This is a genomic window from Pseudomonas sp. VA159-2 (genome assembly GCF_024126635.1).
In the GTDB taxonomy this organism is placed as follows: Bacteria; Pseudomonadota; Gammaproteobacteria; order Pseudomonadales; family Pseudomonadaceae; genus Aquipseudomonas; species Aquipseudomonas muyukensis.
In genome coordinates this window covers 341908-356024 of sequence record NZ_JAMYBV010000001.1, presented here as the reverse complement: position 1 = coordinate 356024, position 14117 = coordinate 341908, and the positions used below count along the sequence as shown (strand labels likewise).

Below are 14117 nucleotides of genomic sequence, written 5' to 3'. Positions count from 1 at the left end.
TGCGCCATTGCAAAGCATTCGCCGCTGGAGGATGCTGGCGGGACGCTCTACCTGCGGAGAACAACAAAAATGCAGAGCAACCCGTTCAGCCGCCATGCCCAGCAAGTGCTCACGGTGGCCCACGGCCAGCCCAGCGGGCCGGGCAGTGACCCATCCATCGCCCGCTCCTGGCTGCGCTGCCTGGAGGATTACCACCTCGATCCGGCACGGGCCCAGGCGCCGGTGGTGCTCGAGCACGGTCGCCTGCTGGAGAGCCGCGAGCGCCTGCACCAGGTGCTGCAGATCGCCGACACCGAGATGAACAGCCTGCACCAGCAGTTGTCGGGCGCCGGGCATGCGGTGTTGCTGACCGATGCCCGCGGGGTGATCCTCAACTGCGTCACCGCGCCCAGCGAGCGACGCATCTTCGAGCGTGCCGGGCTGTGGCTGGGCGCCGACTGGAGCGAGGCCCGGGAGGGCACCAACGGCATCGGCACCTGCCTGGTCGAGCGCCAGGCCCTGACCATTCACCAGGATGAGCATTTCCGTGGCCGGCACACCGGGCTGACCTGCTCGGCCAGCCCAGTGTTCGATCCACACGGCGAACTGCTCGCGGTGCTCGATGTATCCTCGGCGCGGCCCGATGTGTCGCGCCAGAGCCAGTTCCATACCATGGCGCTGGTCAACCTCTCGGCCAAGATGATCGAAAGCTGTTATTTCCTGCGCCATTTCGAACAACAGTGGCTGCTGCGCTTCCACCTGCAGGCCGAGTCGTTGGGCCTGTTCAGCGAGGGCCTGCTGGCCTTCGACGGCGACGGGCGGATCTGCGCCGCCAACCAGAGCGCCTTGAACCTGCTGGGCAGCATTCGCGGCGGCGTGCTGGGCAAGCCGCTGGAGCGGTTCTTTGCCTGCAGCCACGACGAACTGTTCAGCCGCGCCACGCCCCAGGGCAGCACCGCGTGGCCGCTGCATACCCGCGATGGCCGCCAGGTGTTCGCCAGCCTGCGGGGGCAGGCCCGCGCGCCCGCGTGGTCGGTGCCGGCGGCCCTGCCTCAGGCGCGGCCTGCGGTCGAGCTGGGGATCTGCCTGCTCGACCCGGCCTTGCAGGAGGATTTTCGCCGCGCGGTGCGCGTGTTCGAACGCGATGTACCGCTGTTGCTGCGCGGCGAGACCGGTTGCGGCAAGGAGGCCTTTGCCCTGGCGGTGCACCAGGCCGGTGCCCGTCGGCACAAGCCGTTCGTGGCGATCAACTGCGCCTCGATCCCCGAGAGCTTGATCGAGAGCGAGCTGTTCGGTTATCGCGGCGGCAGCTTCACCGGCTCTCGCAAGGAAGGCATGCGCGGCAAGCTGTTGCAGGCTGACGGCGGCACCTTGTTGCTGGACGAGATCGGCGACATGCCGCTGGCCTTGCAGACCCGCCTGTTGCGCGTGCTGGAAGAGCGCCAGGTGGTGCCGATCGGTGGCGAACCCCAGGCCGTGGATGTGCGCATCATCAGTGCCACCCACCGGGACTTGCTGGAACGGGTGGCGCAGGGCAGTTTCCGCGAGGACCTGTATTACCGCCTCAATGGCCTGGAAGTGGCGTTGCCGGCGGTGCGCGAGCGCAGCGACAAGGCGGCGTTGCTGGACTTCCTGTTACGCCAGGAGGCACAAGGGCAGCGTGTTCAGCTGGCGGCAGAGGCGCGCCAGGCGCTGTTGGACTTCGCTTGGCCTGGGAACGTACGGCAGATGCGCAATGTATTGCGGACCCTGGTGGCGCTGTGCGAAGACGCCCTTGTAGCGCTCTCGGATCTCCCCGCAATCATTCGAAGCGACGCGGGCCCAGTAGGAGCGGCCTTGTGTCGCGAAAGGGCCGCGCAGCGGCCCCAGGATCTCACCGGTGACGCTCAGCCCACCGGGGCTGCTGCGCAGCCCTTTCGCGACATAAGGCCGCTCCTGCACGCCGAGCATCAGGCGCTCATGGAAGTATTGGAGGCAAAACACTGGCACCTCACCCGTGTCGCCGAGCACCTGGGTATCAGCCGCAATACCTTGTATCGAAAACTGCGCAAGCACGGTATCGCCAGGGTTTATTGAACGAAACAGCGTGTGCGAATTTTCTCGGCCTACGCTACCCTGCCTCGACGTTTTGCGAGGTCGATCATGCACATTCATATTCTCGGTATTTGCGGCACTTTCATGGGTTCGCTGGCGGTGCTGGCCAAGGAGCTGGGCCACCGCGTCACCGGCTCGGACGCCAACGTCTATCCGCCGATGAGCACGCAGCTCGAAGCCCAGGGCATCGAACTGACCCAGGGCTACGACCCGGCCCAGCTGGAACCGGCACCGGACCTGGTGGTGATCGGCAACGCCATGTCGCGGGGCAACCCGGCGGTGGAGTACGTGCTGAACAAGGGCCTGCCCTATGTCTCCGGCCCGCAGTGGCTGGCCGACCATGTGCTGCAGGGCCGCTGGGTCCTGGCCGTGGCCGGTACCCATGGCAAGACCACCACCAGCAGCATGCTGGCCTGGGTGCTGGAACACGCTGGCATGAGCCCGGGCTTCCTGATCGGCGGCGTGCCGCAGAACTTCTCGGTATCGGCGCGTCTTGGCGGCACGCCGTTCTTCGTGGTCGAGGCCGACGAATACGACAGCGCCTTCTTCGACAAGCGCTCGAAGTTCGTGCACTACCATCCGCGCACCGCGATTCTCAACAACCTCGAGTTCGATCACGCGGACATCTTCCCCGACCTGGCGTCCATCGAGCGGCAGTTCCACCACCTGGTGCGAACTATCCCCAGCGAAGGCCTGGTGATTCACCCCACCACCGAACAGGCGTTGGAGCGGGTGATCGGCATGGGCTGCTGGACCCCGGTGCAGACCACCGGTGCGGGCGGCCAATGGCAGGCGCGCCTGCTCAGCGCCGACGGCTCGCGCTTCGAAGTGCTGTTCGACGGCCAGGCCCAGGGCGTGGTGGACTGGGCCCTGACCGGTCAGCACAACGTCGCCAACGCCCTGGCCACGCTGGCCGCGGCCCGCCATGTCGGCGTGGCGCCGGCCATGGCGGTCGAAGGCCTGAGTGCGTTCAAGAGCGTCAAGCGGCGCATGGAGAAGGTCGCCGAGGTTCAGGGGGTGACCATCTACGATGATTTCGCCCACCACCCGACCGCCATCGCCACCACCCTCGACGGCCTGCGCAAGCGCGTTGGCGAGGCGCCGGTGATCGCGGTGATCGAGCCGCGCTCCAACTCGATGAAACTTGGCGCCCACCGCGATGGCCTGCCGGAAAGCGTCAACGACGCCGACCAGGTGATCTGGTACGCACCGCCCAACCTTGGTTGGGACCTGGCCGGCACCGCGGCCCAGTGCAAGGTGCCGAGCGTGGTCGCCGACAGCCTCGAGGCGATCATCGAGCGCATCAAGGGCCAGGCCCGCCCCGGCACCCATGTGGTGATCATGAGCAACGGCGGCTTCGGCGGCCTGCACGGCAAGTTGGCCGAGGCCCTGAAGTGAGCGGGCCGGAACGCATCACCCTGGCCATGACCGGCGCCTCGGGGGTGCAGTATGGCCTGCGCCTGCTCGATTGCCTGGTGCGTGAGGACCGCGAGGTGCACTTTCTCATCTCCAAGGCCGCGCAGCTGGTGATGGCCACCGAGACCGACGTGGTGCTGCCGGCCAAGCCCCAGGCGATGCAGGCGTTTCTCACCGAATACACCGGCGCCGCCGATGGGCAGATCCGCGTGTACGGCAAGGAAGACTGGATGTCGCCGGTGGCCTCGGGCTCCGGCGCGCCGGCGGCGATGGTGGTGGTGCCGTGTTCCACCGGCACCCTGTCGGCGATCGCCACCGGCGCCTGCAACAACCTGATCGAGCGGGCGGCCGACGTGACGCTCAAGGAGCGTCGGCAACTGATCCTGGTGCCGCGCGAGGCGCCGTTCTCCACCATCCACCTGGAGAACATGCTCAGGCTGTCGCAGATGGGCGCGGTGATTTTGCCGGCGGCGCCGGGGTTCTATCACCAGCCGCAGAGCATCGACGACCTGGTCGACTTTGTCGTGGCGCGGATTCTCAACCTGTTGAATATCCCCCAGGACATGCTGCCGCGCTGGGGCGAGCATCATTACGGGGTCGATGATTGAAGCGGGTGCTGGCGGGGCTGGTCATACTGGCCCAACTCGGCGGCTGCGCCACGCTGCGCACGCTCGATGCCAACAAGCCAGGGGCGCCGGTGGTGTATGCCGGGACGCGCCTGGACCTGTACGTGATCAATGGCGGTTGTTGCCCCCAGGACCGCTTCGGCGCCGAGGCGCCGGCCTATCCGGGGCTGGACCTGCCGGGCAGCGCGTTGCTCGATACCGTGCTGCTGCCGTTGTCGTTGTTGACGGCGGCGGGGGTCGGCTTCAACGCCACAGGCGGCCTGTAGCAAAGCCATCGCGGGCTTGCTGCGCTACTTCTTGCCCAGCTTGCGCAACTCATCCGACTCGACCACGCGGATCCCGTCTTCCTCTTCCAGTGCCAGGCGCCACAGCGCCCGGGCCAGGGTACAGGCCTCGATGCCACGGTACTTGCCCGGTATCAGCCGTGAGAACGGCGCCGCCAGGCGCTCGCCCAGGCGCGGTTCGACCCGCTCTCCCAGCAACAGCGAAGGCCGTACGATGGTCAGCTGCGGCCAGTCCTGCTGCCTGAGCGCCTCTTCCATTTCGCCCTTGACCCGGTTGTAGAAGATCGACGACTTGGCATCGGCGCCCAGCGCGCTGATCACCAGCAGATGGCGCGCGCCCATCTCCCGGGCGCGTTTGCTGAAGGCCACGACCATGTCCAGGTCGACCGCGCGAAAGGCGGTTTCCGAGCCGGCCTGCTTGAGCGTGGTGCCCAGGCAGCAGAAGGCGATATCGACGCGGCCGGCCAGTTGCGGGAGAAACACGGCCGGGTCGCCCACCGGGTTTTCCAGGTGCGGGTGCTCGGCCAGCGGCCGACGGGTCGGCGCCAGCACGCGGCTGATGGTGGGTTCGTTGAGCAGGCGGTCGAGCAGGTGTTCACCCGTCAGACCCGTGGCACCGGCAAGCAGGACATGCTGAGGCGTCAGGTACATGATGTCTCTCCCTTGTTACTACTGAGCTTAGTGGGCGCCAGGTGTTTTCGCCTGTTCCCCCGAAGCTGGCTGGGCTTCATTGCGCAAGGCGTGCTCGGCCTGTTGCCGGCGCAGGCGCTGCCAGTGGCTGACTACCGCAGGCGGCGCCCAGAGCTGCGGCTGCGAGGCCTCGAAGCCTTCCCTTCGTTCTCGTTCGGCAACGCTTTGTCGCGCCAGTTCAAACGCTTGTTTCAGATCGTCGGTCTGGTTCAGCGCCTGGGCGAACAGGGCATCGCCGAAATAGGTGAAGTCGGCCTCCTCGGAGCAGCCGAACGACACCCGGTCCGGGCGCGCGGCGGTCATGATCAGGGTGCGCTGGTCCTTGAGCGGGGCGATGTAGCCCCCGGAGTAGCAGGCGGAAATGACCACGACCTTGTCGCGGTCTTTCAGCGGGGCCAGGGCGCTGGCCAGCTCGTCGGCGGACAGGTCGGCCAGTTGCAGGCGTGGCTGGTCGAGCACCAGCTGGTGATCATGGCTGCCATGGCTGGTCAGGTAGATGAAGATCAAGTCTTCCGGTCCGCTGCGCTCGGCCAGGGTGCGCGCGGCGCGGGTGAGGTTTTCGCGGGTGGCCATGGGCCGGTCGGCCAGGTGGTCGCGATGGTTGACCAGGGTGACCTGGCCATGGGCGCCGAAGCGCACCTTGAGCATGTTGCTGACATAGTCGGCTTCGCGCAGGAACACGCTCTGCTGGCCATCGCCGGCCACCACCAGGCTGTACAGCTGCACCGGCGGCAGCGTGCGTGGCACCTTGGCCAGAGCATCCTCCAGCAGCTTGCCCTGGTTGAGCAGGGCCAGGTCCAAAGGGTCGGGCAGCAGCGTGCCGTGCTCGTCGCGCACCCGCACGCCATTGACCCAGGTGCCGGCCTCGACGCGGCCGTCGGCATGGCTCAGACGGCCATGGCCCTGGTAGGCGTCGTCGGCGAAGCCGCCAGCGTACTGGCTGCCGTCGGCCAGTTGCAAGGTGCCCAGGCCGTTGAAGCGCCAGTCGCGAAAGCCGCCTTTGTAGCGGCTGCCATCGCTGCCCAGCAGCTCGCCCTCGCCAACCAGCGAGCCGTCCTTGAAGTCACCGATCCACACATCGCCGTCAGCGCTTTCGTAGCGGCCGCGGCCCTCGAGGCGGTTGTCCTTGAATTCGCCGATGTACTGCTCGCCGTCGGCGCTGTCGTAGGTGCCGGCGCCCTGCAGCTGGCCATCGATGAAGTGGCCGCTGAACTGATTGCCGCTGGCGTCGCTGCGCACCCCCGCGCCGTTGGGCTTGCCTCGGGCGAACAGGCCCTGGTAGCGGCTGCCGTCGGCCAGTTCGAGCTCGCCGGCGCCGTCGTACTGGTCGTCCTTGAATTGGCCGCGGTAGGTCTGGTCGTGTTGCTTGAGGGTGCCTTCGCCATCGCGGCGGCCGTGCTTGAACGTGCCGGCGTAGTGGCTGCCGGGGGTGGTCAGGTCGCCCAGGCCGTGGAACAGGCCCTCGCTGAACTGGCCACGGTAGACCTCGCCGTTGCTGCCGTGCCATTCGCCCTGGCCGTGCCATTGGCCGTCCTTGAAGCTGCCGGCGTAGCCACTGCCGTTGGGGTAGTCGATGCGCCCCTCGCCCTGCAGCAGGCCGTTCACCACCTGACCGCGGTAGCGGCCGCCGTCGGGCAGGCGCGCATCCGGCGGTGTCAGGGGTTCACCTTCGCCGCAGGCAGTGAGCAGCAGGATCAGGGTCAAGGGCAGCAGGGGGCGCATGGCGGCTTCCGCAAAAAACGATGCGCCGAGTATGCCGCAGAATGCCTGGAGGCGTGAATTGGGCCGCGAACGCCCGTGTAGGCGCCGGCCTTGCTGGCGAACACCGGCGTAGCCGGTGCCAGGTGCCGCTTCGCCAGCCAGTGGGCTCCCGCGCAGGATCAGACGAAGCAGAGCGACAGCGGTTCGGCGATATAGGCGGGCTTGTCTTCACCTTCGATCTCGAGGGTGGCAGTGGCCTTGAGCAGCCACTGGCCGGGCTTCTTCTCGGTGGCGTCGACCAGGTCCACCTTCAGTCGCACATTGCTGTCGACCTTCACCGGCTGGATGAAACGCACGCTGTCCAGCCCATAGTTGACCACCATCTTCAGCCCTTCGGGGAGCACCAGGATGTCTTCCATCAACTTGGGGATCAGCGACAAGGTAAGGAAACCATGGGCGATGGTGGTGCCGAACGGGGTCTTGGCCGCCTTCACCGGGTCGACATGGATGAACTGGAAATCGCCAGTGGCCTCGGCGAACAGGTTGATGCGTTGCTGGTCGATCTTCAGCCATTCGGAACGTCCCAGTTCCTTGCCAACGTACTGCGACAGCGCTGTAACGGGTACATAGGGCATCGCGACTTCTCCATGATGTCATTTGGTACGAGTGTGCAAGATCAGCACGGCCAATCGCTTCAGTCAAGTTGCCAGCATTTCGCCGAATATCGCCTTATAGACAGTTGCTTAGCGTGCTTATAATGGCCGCCATGCTCTGAGGAGGTGTTTATGCTGCTGCGTGGTTTGACCTGGCTGGTGCTGTTCCAGTTGCTGGGGACGGCAATCAACCACCTGTTCCTGCAGATCCTGCCCGGGCCGATCATCGGCCTGCTGTTGCTGCTGGCCTACCTGATGCTGCGCGGCGAGGTGGGCAAGCCGCTCAACGAGGCCGCCAGCAGCCTGCTGCGCTACCTGCCGTTGCTGCTGGTGCCGCCAGCGGTGGGGGTGATGGTCTATGCCAGGGACATCGCCGCCGACTTCTGGGCCATTGCCGGGGCGCTGCTGATTTCCTGCCTGCTCACCCTGGTGTTCGTCGGCGTGCTGATGGAAAAGCTCATCCAGCGCCAGGGCAAGCGCGAGGAGCAGCCATGACCCTCGACTGGCACGGCGCGCTCGACGCGGTCATCCACCATCCCCTGTTCGGCATCGGCATCACCCTGGCCGCCTACCAGCTGGTATTGGCCGCATTCGACAAAACCCGCTGGATCTTCCTGCAGCCGGTGCTGGTGTCGATGCTGGTGGTGATCGGCATCCTGCTGGCCTGCGGCATCGACTACGCCGAGTACCGCAAGAGCACCGAGATCATGAACATCCTCCTGGGCCCTGCCACCGTGGCCTTGGCCGTGCCGCTGTACCTCAACCTGCGGCGCATCCGCCAGCTGTTCTGGCCGACATTTACTACGCTGGTAGTCGGAGGCCTGTTCGCCACCGTGGCGTGCCTGGTGCTGGGCGGGTGGTTCGGCGCCGAGCACATGATCCTGATGACCATGGCGCCGAAGTCGGTGACCTCGCCGATCGCCATGCTGGTGGCCGAGCAGATCGGCGGCGTGGCGGCCCTGGCGGCGGTGTTCGTGCTGATCACCGGGGTGATCGGGGCGATCTTCGGCCCGGCGTTGCTCAGCCGCTGCGGCGTGCTCAGCGCCGAGGCCCGGGGCATGGCCCTGGGCGTGACCGCCCATGCGGTGGGCACTTCGGTGGCCTTGCAGGAAAGTGACGAATGCGGCGCCTTCGCCGCGCTGGCGATGAGCCTGATGGGGGTGGCCACGGCGGTGTTCCTGCCGTTGGCGGTCAGCCTGGTGGCTTGAGGAGCAAAGATGACGCTACCGCTGTTTCCCCTCAATACCGTGCTGTTTCCCGGTTGCCTGCTCGACTTGCAGATCTTCGAGGCGCGCTACCTGGACATGATCGGCCGCTGCATGAAGCAGGGCGAAGGCTTTGGCGTGGTGTGCATCCTCGAAGGCGAGCAGGTGGGCAAGGCGCCGCCGCTGGTGGCCGAGTTCGGCTGCGAGGCGCTGATTCGCGATTTCGTGCAGCAGGACAATGGCCTGCTGGGCATTCGTGTCGAGGGCGTGCGGCGGTTTCGCGTCGAGCGCACAGACGTGCAGAAGGACCAGTTGCTGGTCGCGCAGGTGCAGTGGCTGTCGGAGCTGGCGGACAGCCCGCTGGTCGAGCATGACGACGACCTGCTGGCGTTGCTGCTGGCCTTGGGCGAGCACCCGATGGTCGAGGCGTTGGACATGCCGCGCGATGTCGACGGGCGCCAGTCGCTGGCCAACCAGCTGGCGTACCTGCTGCCGTTCATGGAAGAAGACAAGCTCGAGCTGCTGGCGATCGATTCGCCGCAGCTCAAGCTGGAGGCGATCCAGGCGTTGCTCGAGCGCATCCAGGGCGAGTTGTTCGCCTGATCAGCGGCCCATGCGATCCCTGTAGGAGCGGCCTTGCGTCGCGAAAGGGGCGCGAAGCGGCCCCGGGATTTTGGCGATATTGGCGATCGCCGGGGCTGCTGCGCAGCCCTTTCGCGACGCAAGGCCGCTCCTACAGGGATTCGCGGTGCTGCAAAAGACCGTATCAGTACTGATAACGCAGCAACGCCTTGGGCAGCGCGTGCAGGGCGAAGAATGCCAGCAGCGCGACGCACGCCGGCAGCACCAGCCACCACACCCGTTGCGACAGGGCGCTGAGCGGCTGGCGATATTGCACCAGGGTCAGGCTCAAGGCGCATACGCAACAGGCCAGCAGCGCGCCGGCGAGGATATCGGTGGGCCAGTGCGCCCCCAGGTACACCCGCGACAGGGCAATGGCCAGGGCCGGAATGCACCCCAGCAGCACCCAGGTCAGGCGCATGCGCGGCGGTTGGCCGCGCCCGGCCAGCAGCGCCAGCACCAGGAAGAAGGCGAACGATGCCGAGCTGTGCCCGCTGGGCATGCTGTAGCTGGTCAGCGGATCGGCCAGCACCTCGGGCCGGGCGCGGGCGAACAGCCACTTGAGCGTGCCGTTGGCCAGGGCCGTGCCGATCAGCGCGCTGCCGGCGAACAGCGCATGGCGCCATTGCCGGGCCAGCAACAGCAGGCCGGTCAGCAGGCCGCCGAGGAAGAACTGGGTGCGAAAGTCCCCCAGACGGGTCACTACCACCACCGCGCCATCGATCACCTGGCTGCGGTGTTCCTGCACCAGGGTCATCACGCCCTGGTCGAGTGCGCTCAGGTAAGGCCAGCCAACGAACAGCGCCGCCACCGCCACGCCGCTCAGCGCGGCGATCAGGCGCGTGCCGTGGCGCTGGTCGCGAATGCTGCTGTTCAGGCTCAGGCCGATCAGCACCGCCAGGGTGCCGACCACGATCCCTGCGTCCAGCCAGAACCCTTCGGGCAGTGGCAGGCGCATCGCCGCGCCGGTGGCCCAGCCCGGCAGCAGGTAAGCCACCGACCAGCCGGCGCCGGCCACCAGGCTTACGGCGATGAAGCGCGGCAGCGGCATGTCGAACATGCCGGCGACCATCGGCAGCATCGGCCGCAGTGGGCCGATGAAGCGCCCGACCAGCAGGCTGGCGATGCCGTAGCGCTGGAAGTAGGCCTCGGCGCCGCCGATCCATTGCGGATGGCTGCGTAGCAGCGGCAGGCGCCGGATGTTCTGGTGGAAGTACTTGCCCACGCCATACGACAGCGCATCGCCGAGCAGCCCGCCGAGAAAGCCCAGCAGCAGGGTTTCGCCGAGGCTCAAGGCACCGCTGCCGGCCAGCACGGCAACGGCGAACAGCAGCACGGTGCCGGGCACGATGATGCCGGCAATCGCCAGGCACTCGACGCAGGCGATGATGAAGATCGCCAGGCCAAGCCATTGTGGGTGAGCGCCAAGCCAGGCGGTCAGGCTATCGAGCCATTGGCCCATGGTTCAGTTTCCTTGTTCGAGCATGAAAAAGTCCTTGCCTTCGACCTGGCCGCGGCGCAAGGGGTTGCGCGTGCACAAGCGCGCGTACTCGGCATCGACGAAGCGGTAGGGCAGGTGTTCGTCGCGGCCGTGGGGAATGCCCAGGCGAGTGGTCTGGATCACCCGTGGCACGGCGATGGCGCAATCCTCGACGTACAGCCGCTCGGGGTCGAAGCGCTGGGCGTCCCACTGCGGCACCTTCAGGCCCAGGGCCCGGCACAGCAGGGTCTGGCCGTTGCACAGGCGCTCGGGCGGGCGCAGGTTGCCGCTGGCGTCGGGGTTGTTCAGCTGCATCTGCGCCAGGCTGTTGTCGCCCGACAGTGCGTCGGTCCAGGGGTAGGCGGACTTGATCAGCACCGCGTTGCCGGGGCCGTGGGCGCTGAAATTGAGCGAATCGCCGCCGCGGGCGTAATACATGTAGATGTGCCCGCCGTCGAGGAACAGCGCCTTGCGTTTTTCGGTGAAGCCGAGGGAGGCATGGCTGCCTTTGTCGGTGAGGTAGTAGGCCTCGGTCTCGATGATGCGCGCGGCCAGCCACAGGTCGCCATGGCGATGGCGAATGATCTTGCCCAGCAGGTCGCGGGCGAGGGTCTGGGCGTCGCGGTCGAAGAAGCTGTCGGGCAGGGCACGGGCCGGGCAGGGGGCTGGTTCGGGCATGCGAGCAGGGTTCGTGGTGGTGAAGGCGGGGATGATAGCAACGAATGGCTTAAGCGAGGCTGAATCAGACTGATGCAGTCGTGGGCCAAGCCCGTTCCCATGGCTGCCCGGATTTAGGGGGCGGACGCGGCAACGGGGTGGAAGCTGCGAAGATTGGTTACATCTTTCCTGCGCATTGCTGCGCTCATTTTCGACCATCCGCCACCCGCCGCTGGGCGTACCGGGGCGCGCCAGTTATAATCAGCCGATTTCCCCTTTGCCAAGACACCGAACCCATGACCGAGTCCGTTCTTGACTACATGACCCGCCTGGGTCGCGCCGCCCGTGAGGCCTCGCGGGTGATCGGCCGTGCCAGCACCGCGCAGAAGAACCGCGCCCTGCAGGCCGCCGCCGACGCCCTCGACGCGGCCCGCGACGCGCTCACCGCAGCCAATGAACAGGACCTGGCCAATGGCCGCAAGAACGGCCTGGAGCCGGCCTTGCTCGACCGCCTGGCGCTCACCCCGGCACGCATCGACGGCATGATCACCGGCCTGCGCCAGGTGGCCAGCCTGGCGGACCCGGTCGGTGCCATCCGCGACATGAGCTACCGCCCGTCGGGCATCCAGGTCGGCAAGATGCGCGTGCCGCTGGGGGTGATCGGCATCATCTACGAGTCGCGCCCCAATGTGACCATCGACGCCGCCAGCCTGTGCCTGAAGTCGGGCAACGCCACCATCCTGCGTGGCGGCTCCGAGGCCATCCACTCCAACCGCGCCATCGCCACCTGCATCCAGCGTGGCCTGGCCGAGGCCGGCCTGCCGCCGGCGGTGGTGCAGGTGGTCGAGACCACCGACCGTGAGGCGGTCGGCGCGTTGATCAGCATGCCGGAGTTCGTCGATGTCATCGTCCCCCGTGGCGGCCGCGGCCTGATCGAGCGCATCAGCCGCGACGCCCGGGTGCCGGTGATCAAGCACCTGGACGGCATCTGCCACGTTTTCGTCGACGCCCACGCCGACCTGGACAAGGCCTGGCGCGTCGCCTTCAACGCCAAGACCTACCGCTATGGCATCTGCGGCGCCATGGAAACGCTGCTGGTCGACCAGCCCGTGGCCGAGCGCTTCCTGCCGGAGATGGCCCGCCGCTTCCAGGAAAAAGGCGTCGAGCTGCGCGGTTGCGAGCGCACCCGGGCGATCATTGCGGCGACGCCGGCCAGCGAAGCCGACTGGCACACCGAATACCTCGACGCGATCCTGTCGATTCGCGTCGTCGACGGCCTGGAGCAGGCCATCGAGCACATCAACCACTACGGCTCGCACCATACCGATTCGATCATCACCGAGCACCAAGGCCAGGCCCGGCGTTTCATGGCCGAGGTCGACTCGGCCTCGGTGATGCTCAACACCCCGACCTGCTTCGCCGATGGTTTCGAGTACGGCCTGGGCGCGGAGATCGGTATTTCCACCGACAAGCTGCACGCCCGTGGCCCGGTCGGCCTGGAAGGCCTGACCTGCGAGAAGTACGTGGTGATCGGCGACGGCCAGTTGCGCGGCCAGGAGTCGTGCTGAGTTGAGCGAGCCTGTGGCCGTCCGCCGCGTCGGCATTCTCGGCGGCACCTTCGACCCGGTGCATATCGGTCACCTGCGCAGCGCGCTGGAAGTGGCCGAGTTCATGCGCCTGGACGAACTGCGCCTGTTGCCCAACGCGCGGCCGCCGCACCGCGACACGCCGCAGGTGTCGGCCCAGGACCGCCTGGCCATGGTGCGCGGCGCGGTGGCCGGGGTCGGCTGCCTGAGTGTCGATGATCGTGAGCTGGCCCGCGACAAGCCGTCGTACACCATCGACACCCTCGAGTCGCTTCGTGCCGAACTGAACACCCATGACCAGTTGTTCCTGGTGCTGGGCTGGGACGCATTCTGCGGCCTGCCCAGCTGGCATCGCTGGGAAGAACTGCTGCAACACTGTCACATCCTGGTGCTGCAACGCCCGGATGCCGATGTCGAACCCCCCGACGCGCTGCGCAACTTGCTGGCGGCGCGTTCGCAGAGCGATCCCACCGCCATGTCCGGCCCGGCGGGGCACATTTCGTTCGTCTGGCAGACCCCGCTCGCGGTGTCCGCCACGCAGATCCGACAGCTGCTGGCCAGCGGCAAGTCGGTGCGGTTCCTGGTGCCGGACGCAGTACTGGCCTATATCGAGGCGCACGACCTGTATCGTGCGTCCAACTGACGGCGCCCACGGGTGCCTCACTTAATGAGTTGAACGAGTTTTATATGACCAAGCAGAAAATCAATGGCATCAGCGGCGAAGAATTGGTCGAGCTGACCAAGGCCGCGCTGGAAGACGTCAAGGCCCAGGACATCCAGGTCATCGACGTGCGTGAAAAGCACAGCCTGACCGACTACATGATCATCGCCACCGGTACGTCCAACCGCCAGATCAGCGCGATGCTGGAAAAGGTCCGCGAAGCGGTCAAGGCCAAGGGCGTGCAGCCGCTGGGCGAAGAAGGCAAGGGCGACAGCGACTGGGTGCTGCTGGACCTGAACGACGTCATCGTGCACATGATGACCGCCGCCGCGCGCCAGTTCTACGACCTGGAGCGCCTGTGGCTGGGCGCCGAGCAGAGCCGTTCGGCCGATGGCAAGCACCACAGCCCGGAGCATGCCCACGAGTATGCCGACAAGCTCAAAGGTCGCGAGTAAGGTCGCGCC

Annotated in this window: 15 protein-coding genes; 10 read left to right on the top strand and 5 right to left on the bottom strand. The window is 66.8% G+C overall.

The window, feature by feature from the left end; translation table 11 throughout:
• Positions 1-69: 69 nt before the first annotated feature.
• From NJG22_RS01590 to NJG22_RS01575, 4 genes are all read left to right on the top strand, one after another.
• On the top strand, positions 70-2055 hold the full coding sequence (locus NJG22_RS01590; protein ID WP_253091989.1) for a sigma-54-dependent Fis family transcriptional regulator: 1986 nt from the start codon (positions 70-72) through the stop codon (positions 2053-2055).
• Positions 2056-2121: 66 nt separating this feature from the next.
• Entirely contained in the window at positions 2122-3471 is a 1350-nt protein-coding gene (mpl, locus tag NJG22_RS01585) for a UDP-N-acetylmuramate:L-alanyl-gamma-D-glutamyl-meso-diaminopimelate ligase (protein WP_217850527.1), read from the top strand.
• Positions 3468-4097 (top strand): flavin prenyltransferase UbiX, encoded by a 630-nt coding sequence (gene ubiX, locus NJG22_RS01580; protein ID WP_253091987.1) that lies wholly within the window; start codon positions 3468-3470, stop codon positions 4095-4097. Before mpl ends, ubiX begins: the two co-directional genes overlap by 4 nt.
• Positions 4094-4381: a YceK/YidQ family lipoprotein gene (locus tag NJG22_RS01575; protein WP_253091985.1), complete on the top strand. Its 288-nt coding sequence runs from the start codon at positions 4094-4096 to the stop codon at positions 4379-4381. Before ubiX ends, NJG22_RS01575 begins: the two co-directional genes overlap by 4 nt.
• 24 nt (positions 4382-4405) lie before the next feature.
• Here the strand turns inward: NJG22_RS01575 and NJG22_RS01570 are convergent, their stop codons facing one another.
• From NJG22_RS01570 to NJG22_RS01560, 3 genes are all read right to left on the bottom strand, one after another.
• Positions 4406-5050, bottom strand: a complete 645-nt coding sequence (locus NJG22_RS01570) for an oxidoreductase (RefSeq protein ID WP_253091983.1) — start codon at positions 5048-5050, stop codon at positions 4406-4408.
• A gap of 27 nt (positions 5051-5077) precedes the next feature.
• Complete coding sequence (locus NJG22_RS01565; protein ID WP_253091981.1) at positions 5078-6811, bottom strand: C13 family peptidase; 1734 nt, start codon at positions 6809-6811, stop codon at positions 5078-5080.
• A 158-nt stretch (positions 6812-6969) separates the two neighbouring features.
• Positions 6970-7425 (bottom strand): MaoC family dehydratase, encoded by a 456-nt coding sequence (locus tag NJG22_RS01560; protein WP_253091979.1) that lies wholly within the window; start codon positions 7423-7425, stop codon positions 6970-6972.
• A 150-nt stretch (positions 7426-7575) separates the two neighbouring features.
• Here NJG22_RS01560 and NJG22_RS01555 point away from each other — a divergent pair, with 150 nt between their 5' ends.
• The 3 genes from NJG22_RS01555 to NJG22_RS01545 are packed head-to-tail and all read left to right on the top strand — an operon-like array spanning position 7576 to position 9251.
• Positions 7576-7938 (top strand): CidA/LrgA family protein, encoded by a 363-nt coding sequence (locus tag NJG22_RS01555; protein ID WP_253091977.1) that lies wholly within the window; start codon positions 7576-7578, stop codon positions 7936-7938.
• Positions 7935-8651 carry an LrgB family protein gene (locus tag NJG22_RS01550; protein WP_253091975.1) on the top strand — a complete coding sequence of 239 codons (717 nt, stop codon included), beginning with the start codon at positions 7935-7937 and terminating at the stop codon, positions 8649-8651. The genes NJG22_RS01555 and NJG22_RS01550 overlap by 4 nt, the downstream gene beginning before the upstream one ends.
• A 9-nt stretch (positions 8652-8660) precedes the next feature.
• Positions 8661-9251: an LON peptidase substrate-binding domain-containing protein gene (locus tag NJG22_RS01545; RefSeq protein ID WP_253091973.1), complete on the top strand. Its 591-nt coding sequence runs from the start codon at positions 8661-8663 to the stop codon at positions 9249-9251.
• A gap of 163 nt (positions 9252-9414) precedes the next feature.
• On the opposite strand, the gene NJG22_RS01540 is transcribed toward NJG22_RS01545, so the two are convergent.
• Together NJG22_RS01540 and NJG22_RS01535 are read right to left on the bottom strand one after the other, a co-directional pair.
• Positions 9415-10731, bottom strand: coding sequence for a bifunctional DedA family/phosphatase PAP2 family protein (locus NJG22_RS01540; protein WP_253091972.1), 1317 nt, complete (start codon positions 10729-10731; stop codon positions 9415-9417).
• Positions 10732-10734: 3 nt separating this feature from the next.
• The gene (locus tag NJG22_RS01535) at positions 10735-11427 is read right to left on the bottom strand and encodes a DNA-3-methyladenine glycosylase (protein WP_253091971.1); all 693 of its coding nucleotides are present in this window, start codon (positions 11425-11427) and stop codon (positions 10735-10737) included.
• Between the two features lie 275 nt (positions 11428-11702).
• Between NJG22_RS01535 and NJG22_RS01530 the strand changes: the two genes are divergently transcribed.
• Genes NJG22_RS01530 through rsfS form a run of 3 tightly spaced genes read left to right on the top strand, consistent with a single transcriptional unit; the run spans position 11703 to position 14108 of the window.
• Entirely contained in the window at positions 11703-12974 is a 1272-nt protein-coding gene (locus NJG22_RS01530; protein ID WP_253091970.1) for a glutamate-5-semialdehyde dehydrogenase, read from the top strand.
• A 1-nt stretch (position 12975) separates the two neighbouring features.
• On the top strand, positions 12976-13635 hold the full coding sequence (gene nadD, locus NJG22_RS01525) for a nicotinate-nucleotide adenylyltransferase (protein WP_253091968.1): 660 nt from the start codon (positions 12976-12978) through the stop codon (positions 13633-13635).
• Positions 13636-13679: 44 nt separating this feature from the next.
• Positions 13680-14108: a ribosome silencing factor gene (gene rsfS, locus NJG22_RS01520; RefSeq protein ID WP_217850491.1), complete on the top strand. Its 429-nt coding sequence runs from the start codon at positions 13680-13682 to the stop codon at positions 14106-14108.
• Positions 14109-14117 lie beyond the last annotated feature (9 nt).

Coding starts and splice junctions, on each gene's coding strand:
- NJG22_RS01590 (WP_253091989.1), top strand. CDS start 70: ATGCAGAGCAACCCGTTCAGCCGCCATGCCCAGCAAGTGCTCACGGTG.
- mpl (WP_217850527.1), top strand. CDS start 2,122: ATGCACATTCATATTCTCGGTATTTGCGGCACTTTCATGGGTTCGCTG.
- NJG22_RS01570 (WP_253091983.1), bottom strand. CDS start 5,050: ATGTACCTGACGCCTCAGCATGTCCTGCTTGCCGGTGCCACGGGTCTG.
- NJG22_RS01565 (WP_253091981.1), bottom strand. CDS start 6,811: ATGCGCCCCCTGCTGCCCTTGACCCTGATCCTGCTGCTCACTGCCTGC.
- NJG22_RS01560 (WP_253091979.1), bottom strand. CDS start 7,425: ATGCCCTATGTACCCGTTACAGCGCTGTCGCAGTACGTTGGCAAGGAA.
- NJG22_RS01555 (WP_253091977.1), top strand. CDS start 7,576: ATGCTGCTGCGTGGTTTGACCTGGCTGGTGCTGTTCCAGTTGCTGGGG.
- NJG22_RS01550 (WP_253091975.1), top strand. CDS start 7,935: ATGACCCTCGACTGGCACGGCGCGCTCGACGCGGTCATCCACCATCCC.
- NJG22_RS01545 (WP_253091973.1), top strand. CDS start 8,661: ATGACGCTACCGCTGTTTCCCCTCAATACCGTGCTGTTTCCCGGTTGC.
- NJG22_RS01540 (WP_253091972.1), bottom strand. CDS start 10,731: ATGGGCCAATGGCTCGATAGCCTGACCGCCTGGCTTGGCGCTCACCCA.
- NJG22_RS01535 (WP_253091971.1), bottom strand. CDS start 11,427: ATGCCCGAACCAGCCCCCTGCCCGGCCCGTGCCCTGCCCGACAGCTTC.
- NJG22_RS01530 (WP_253091970.1), top strand. CDS start 11,703: ATGACCGAGTCCGTTCTTGACTACATGACCCGCCTGGGTCGCGCCGCC.
- rsfS (WP_217850491.1), top strand. CDS start 13,680: ATGACCAAGCAGAAAATCAATGGCATCAGCGGCGAAGAATTGGTCGAG.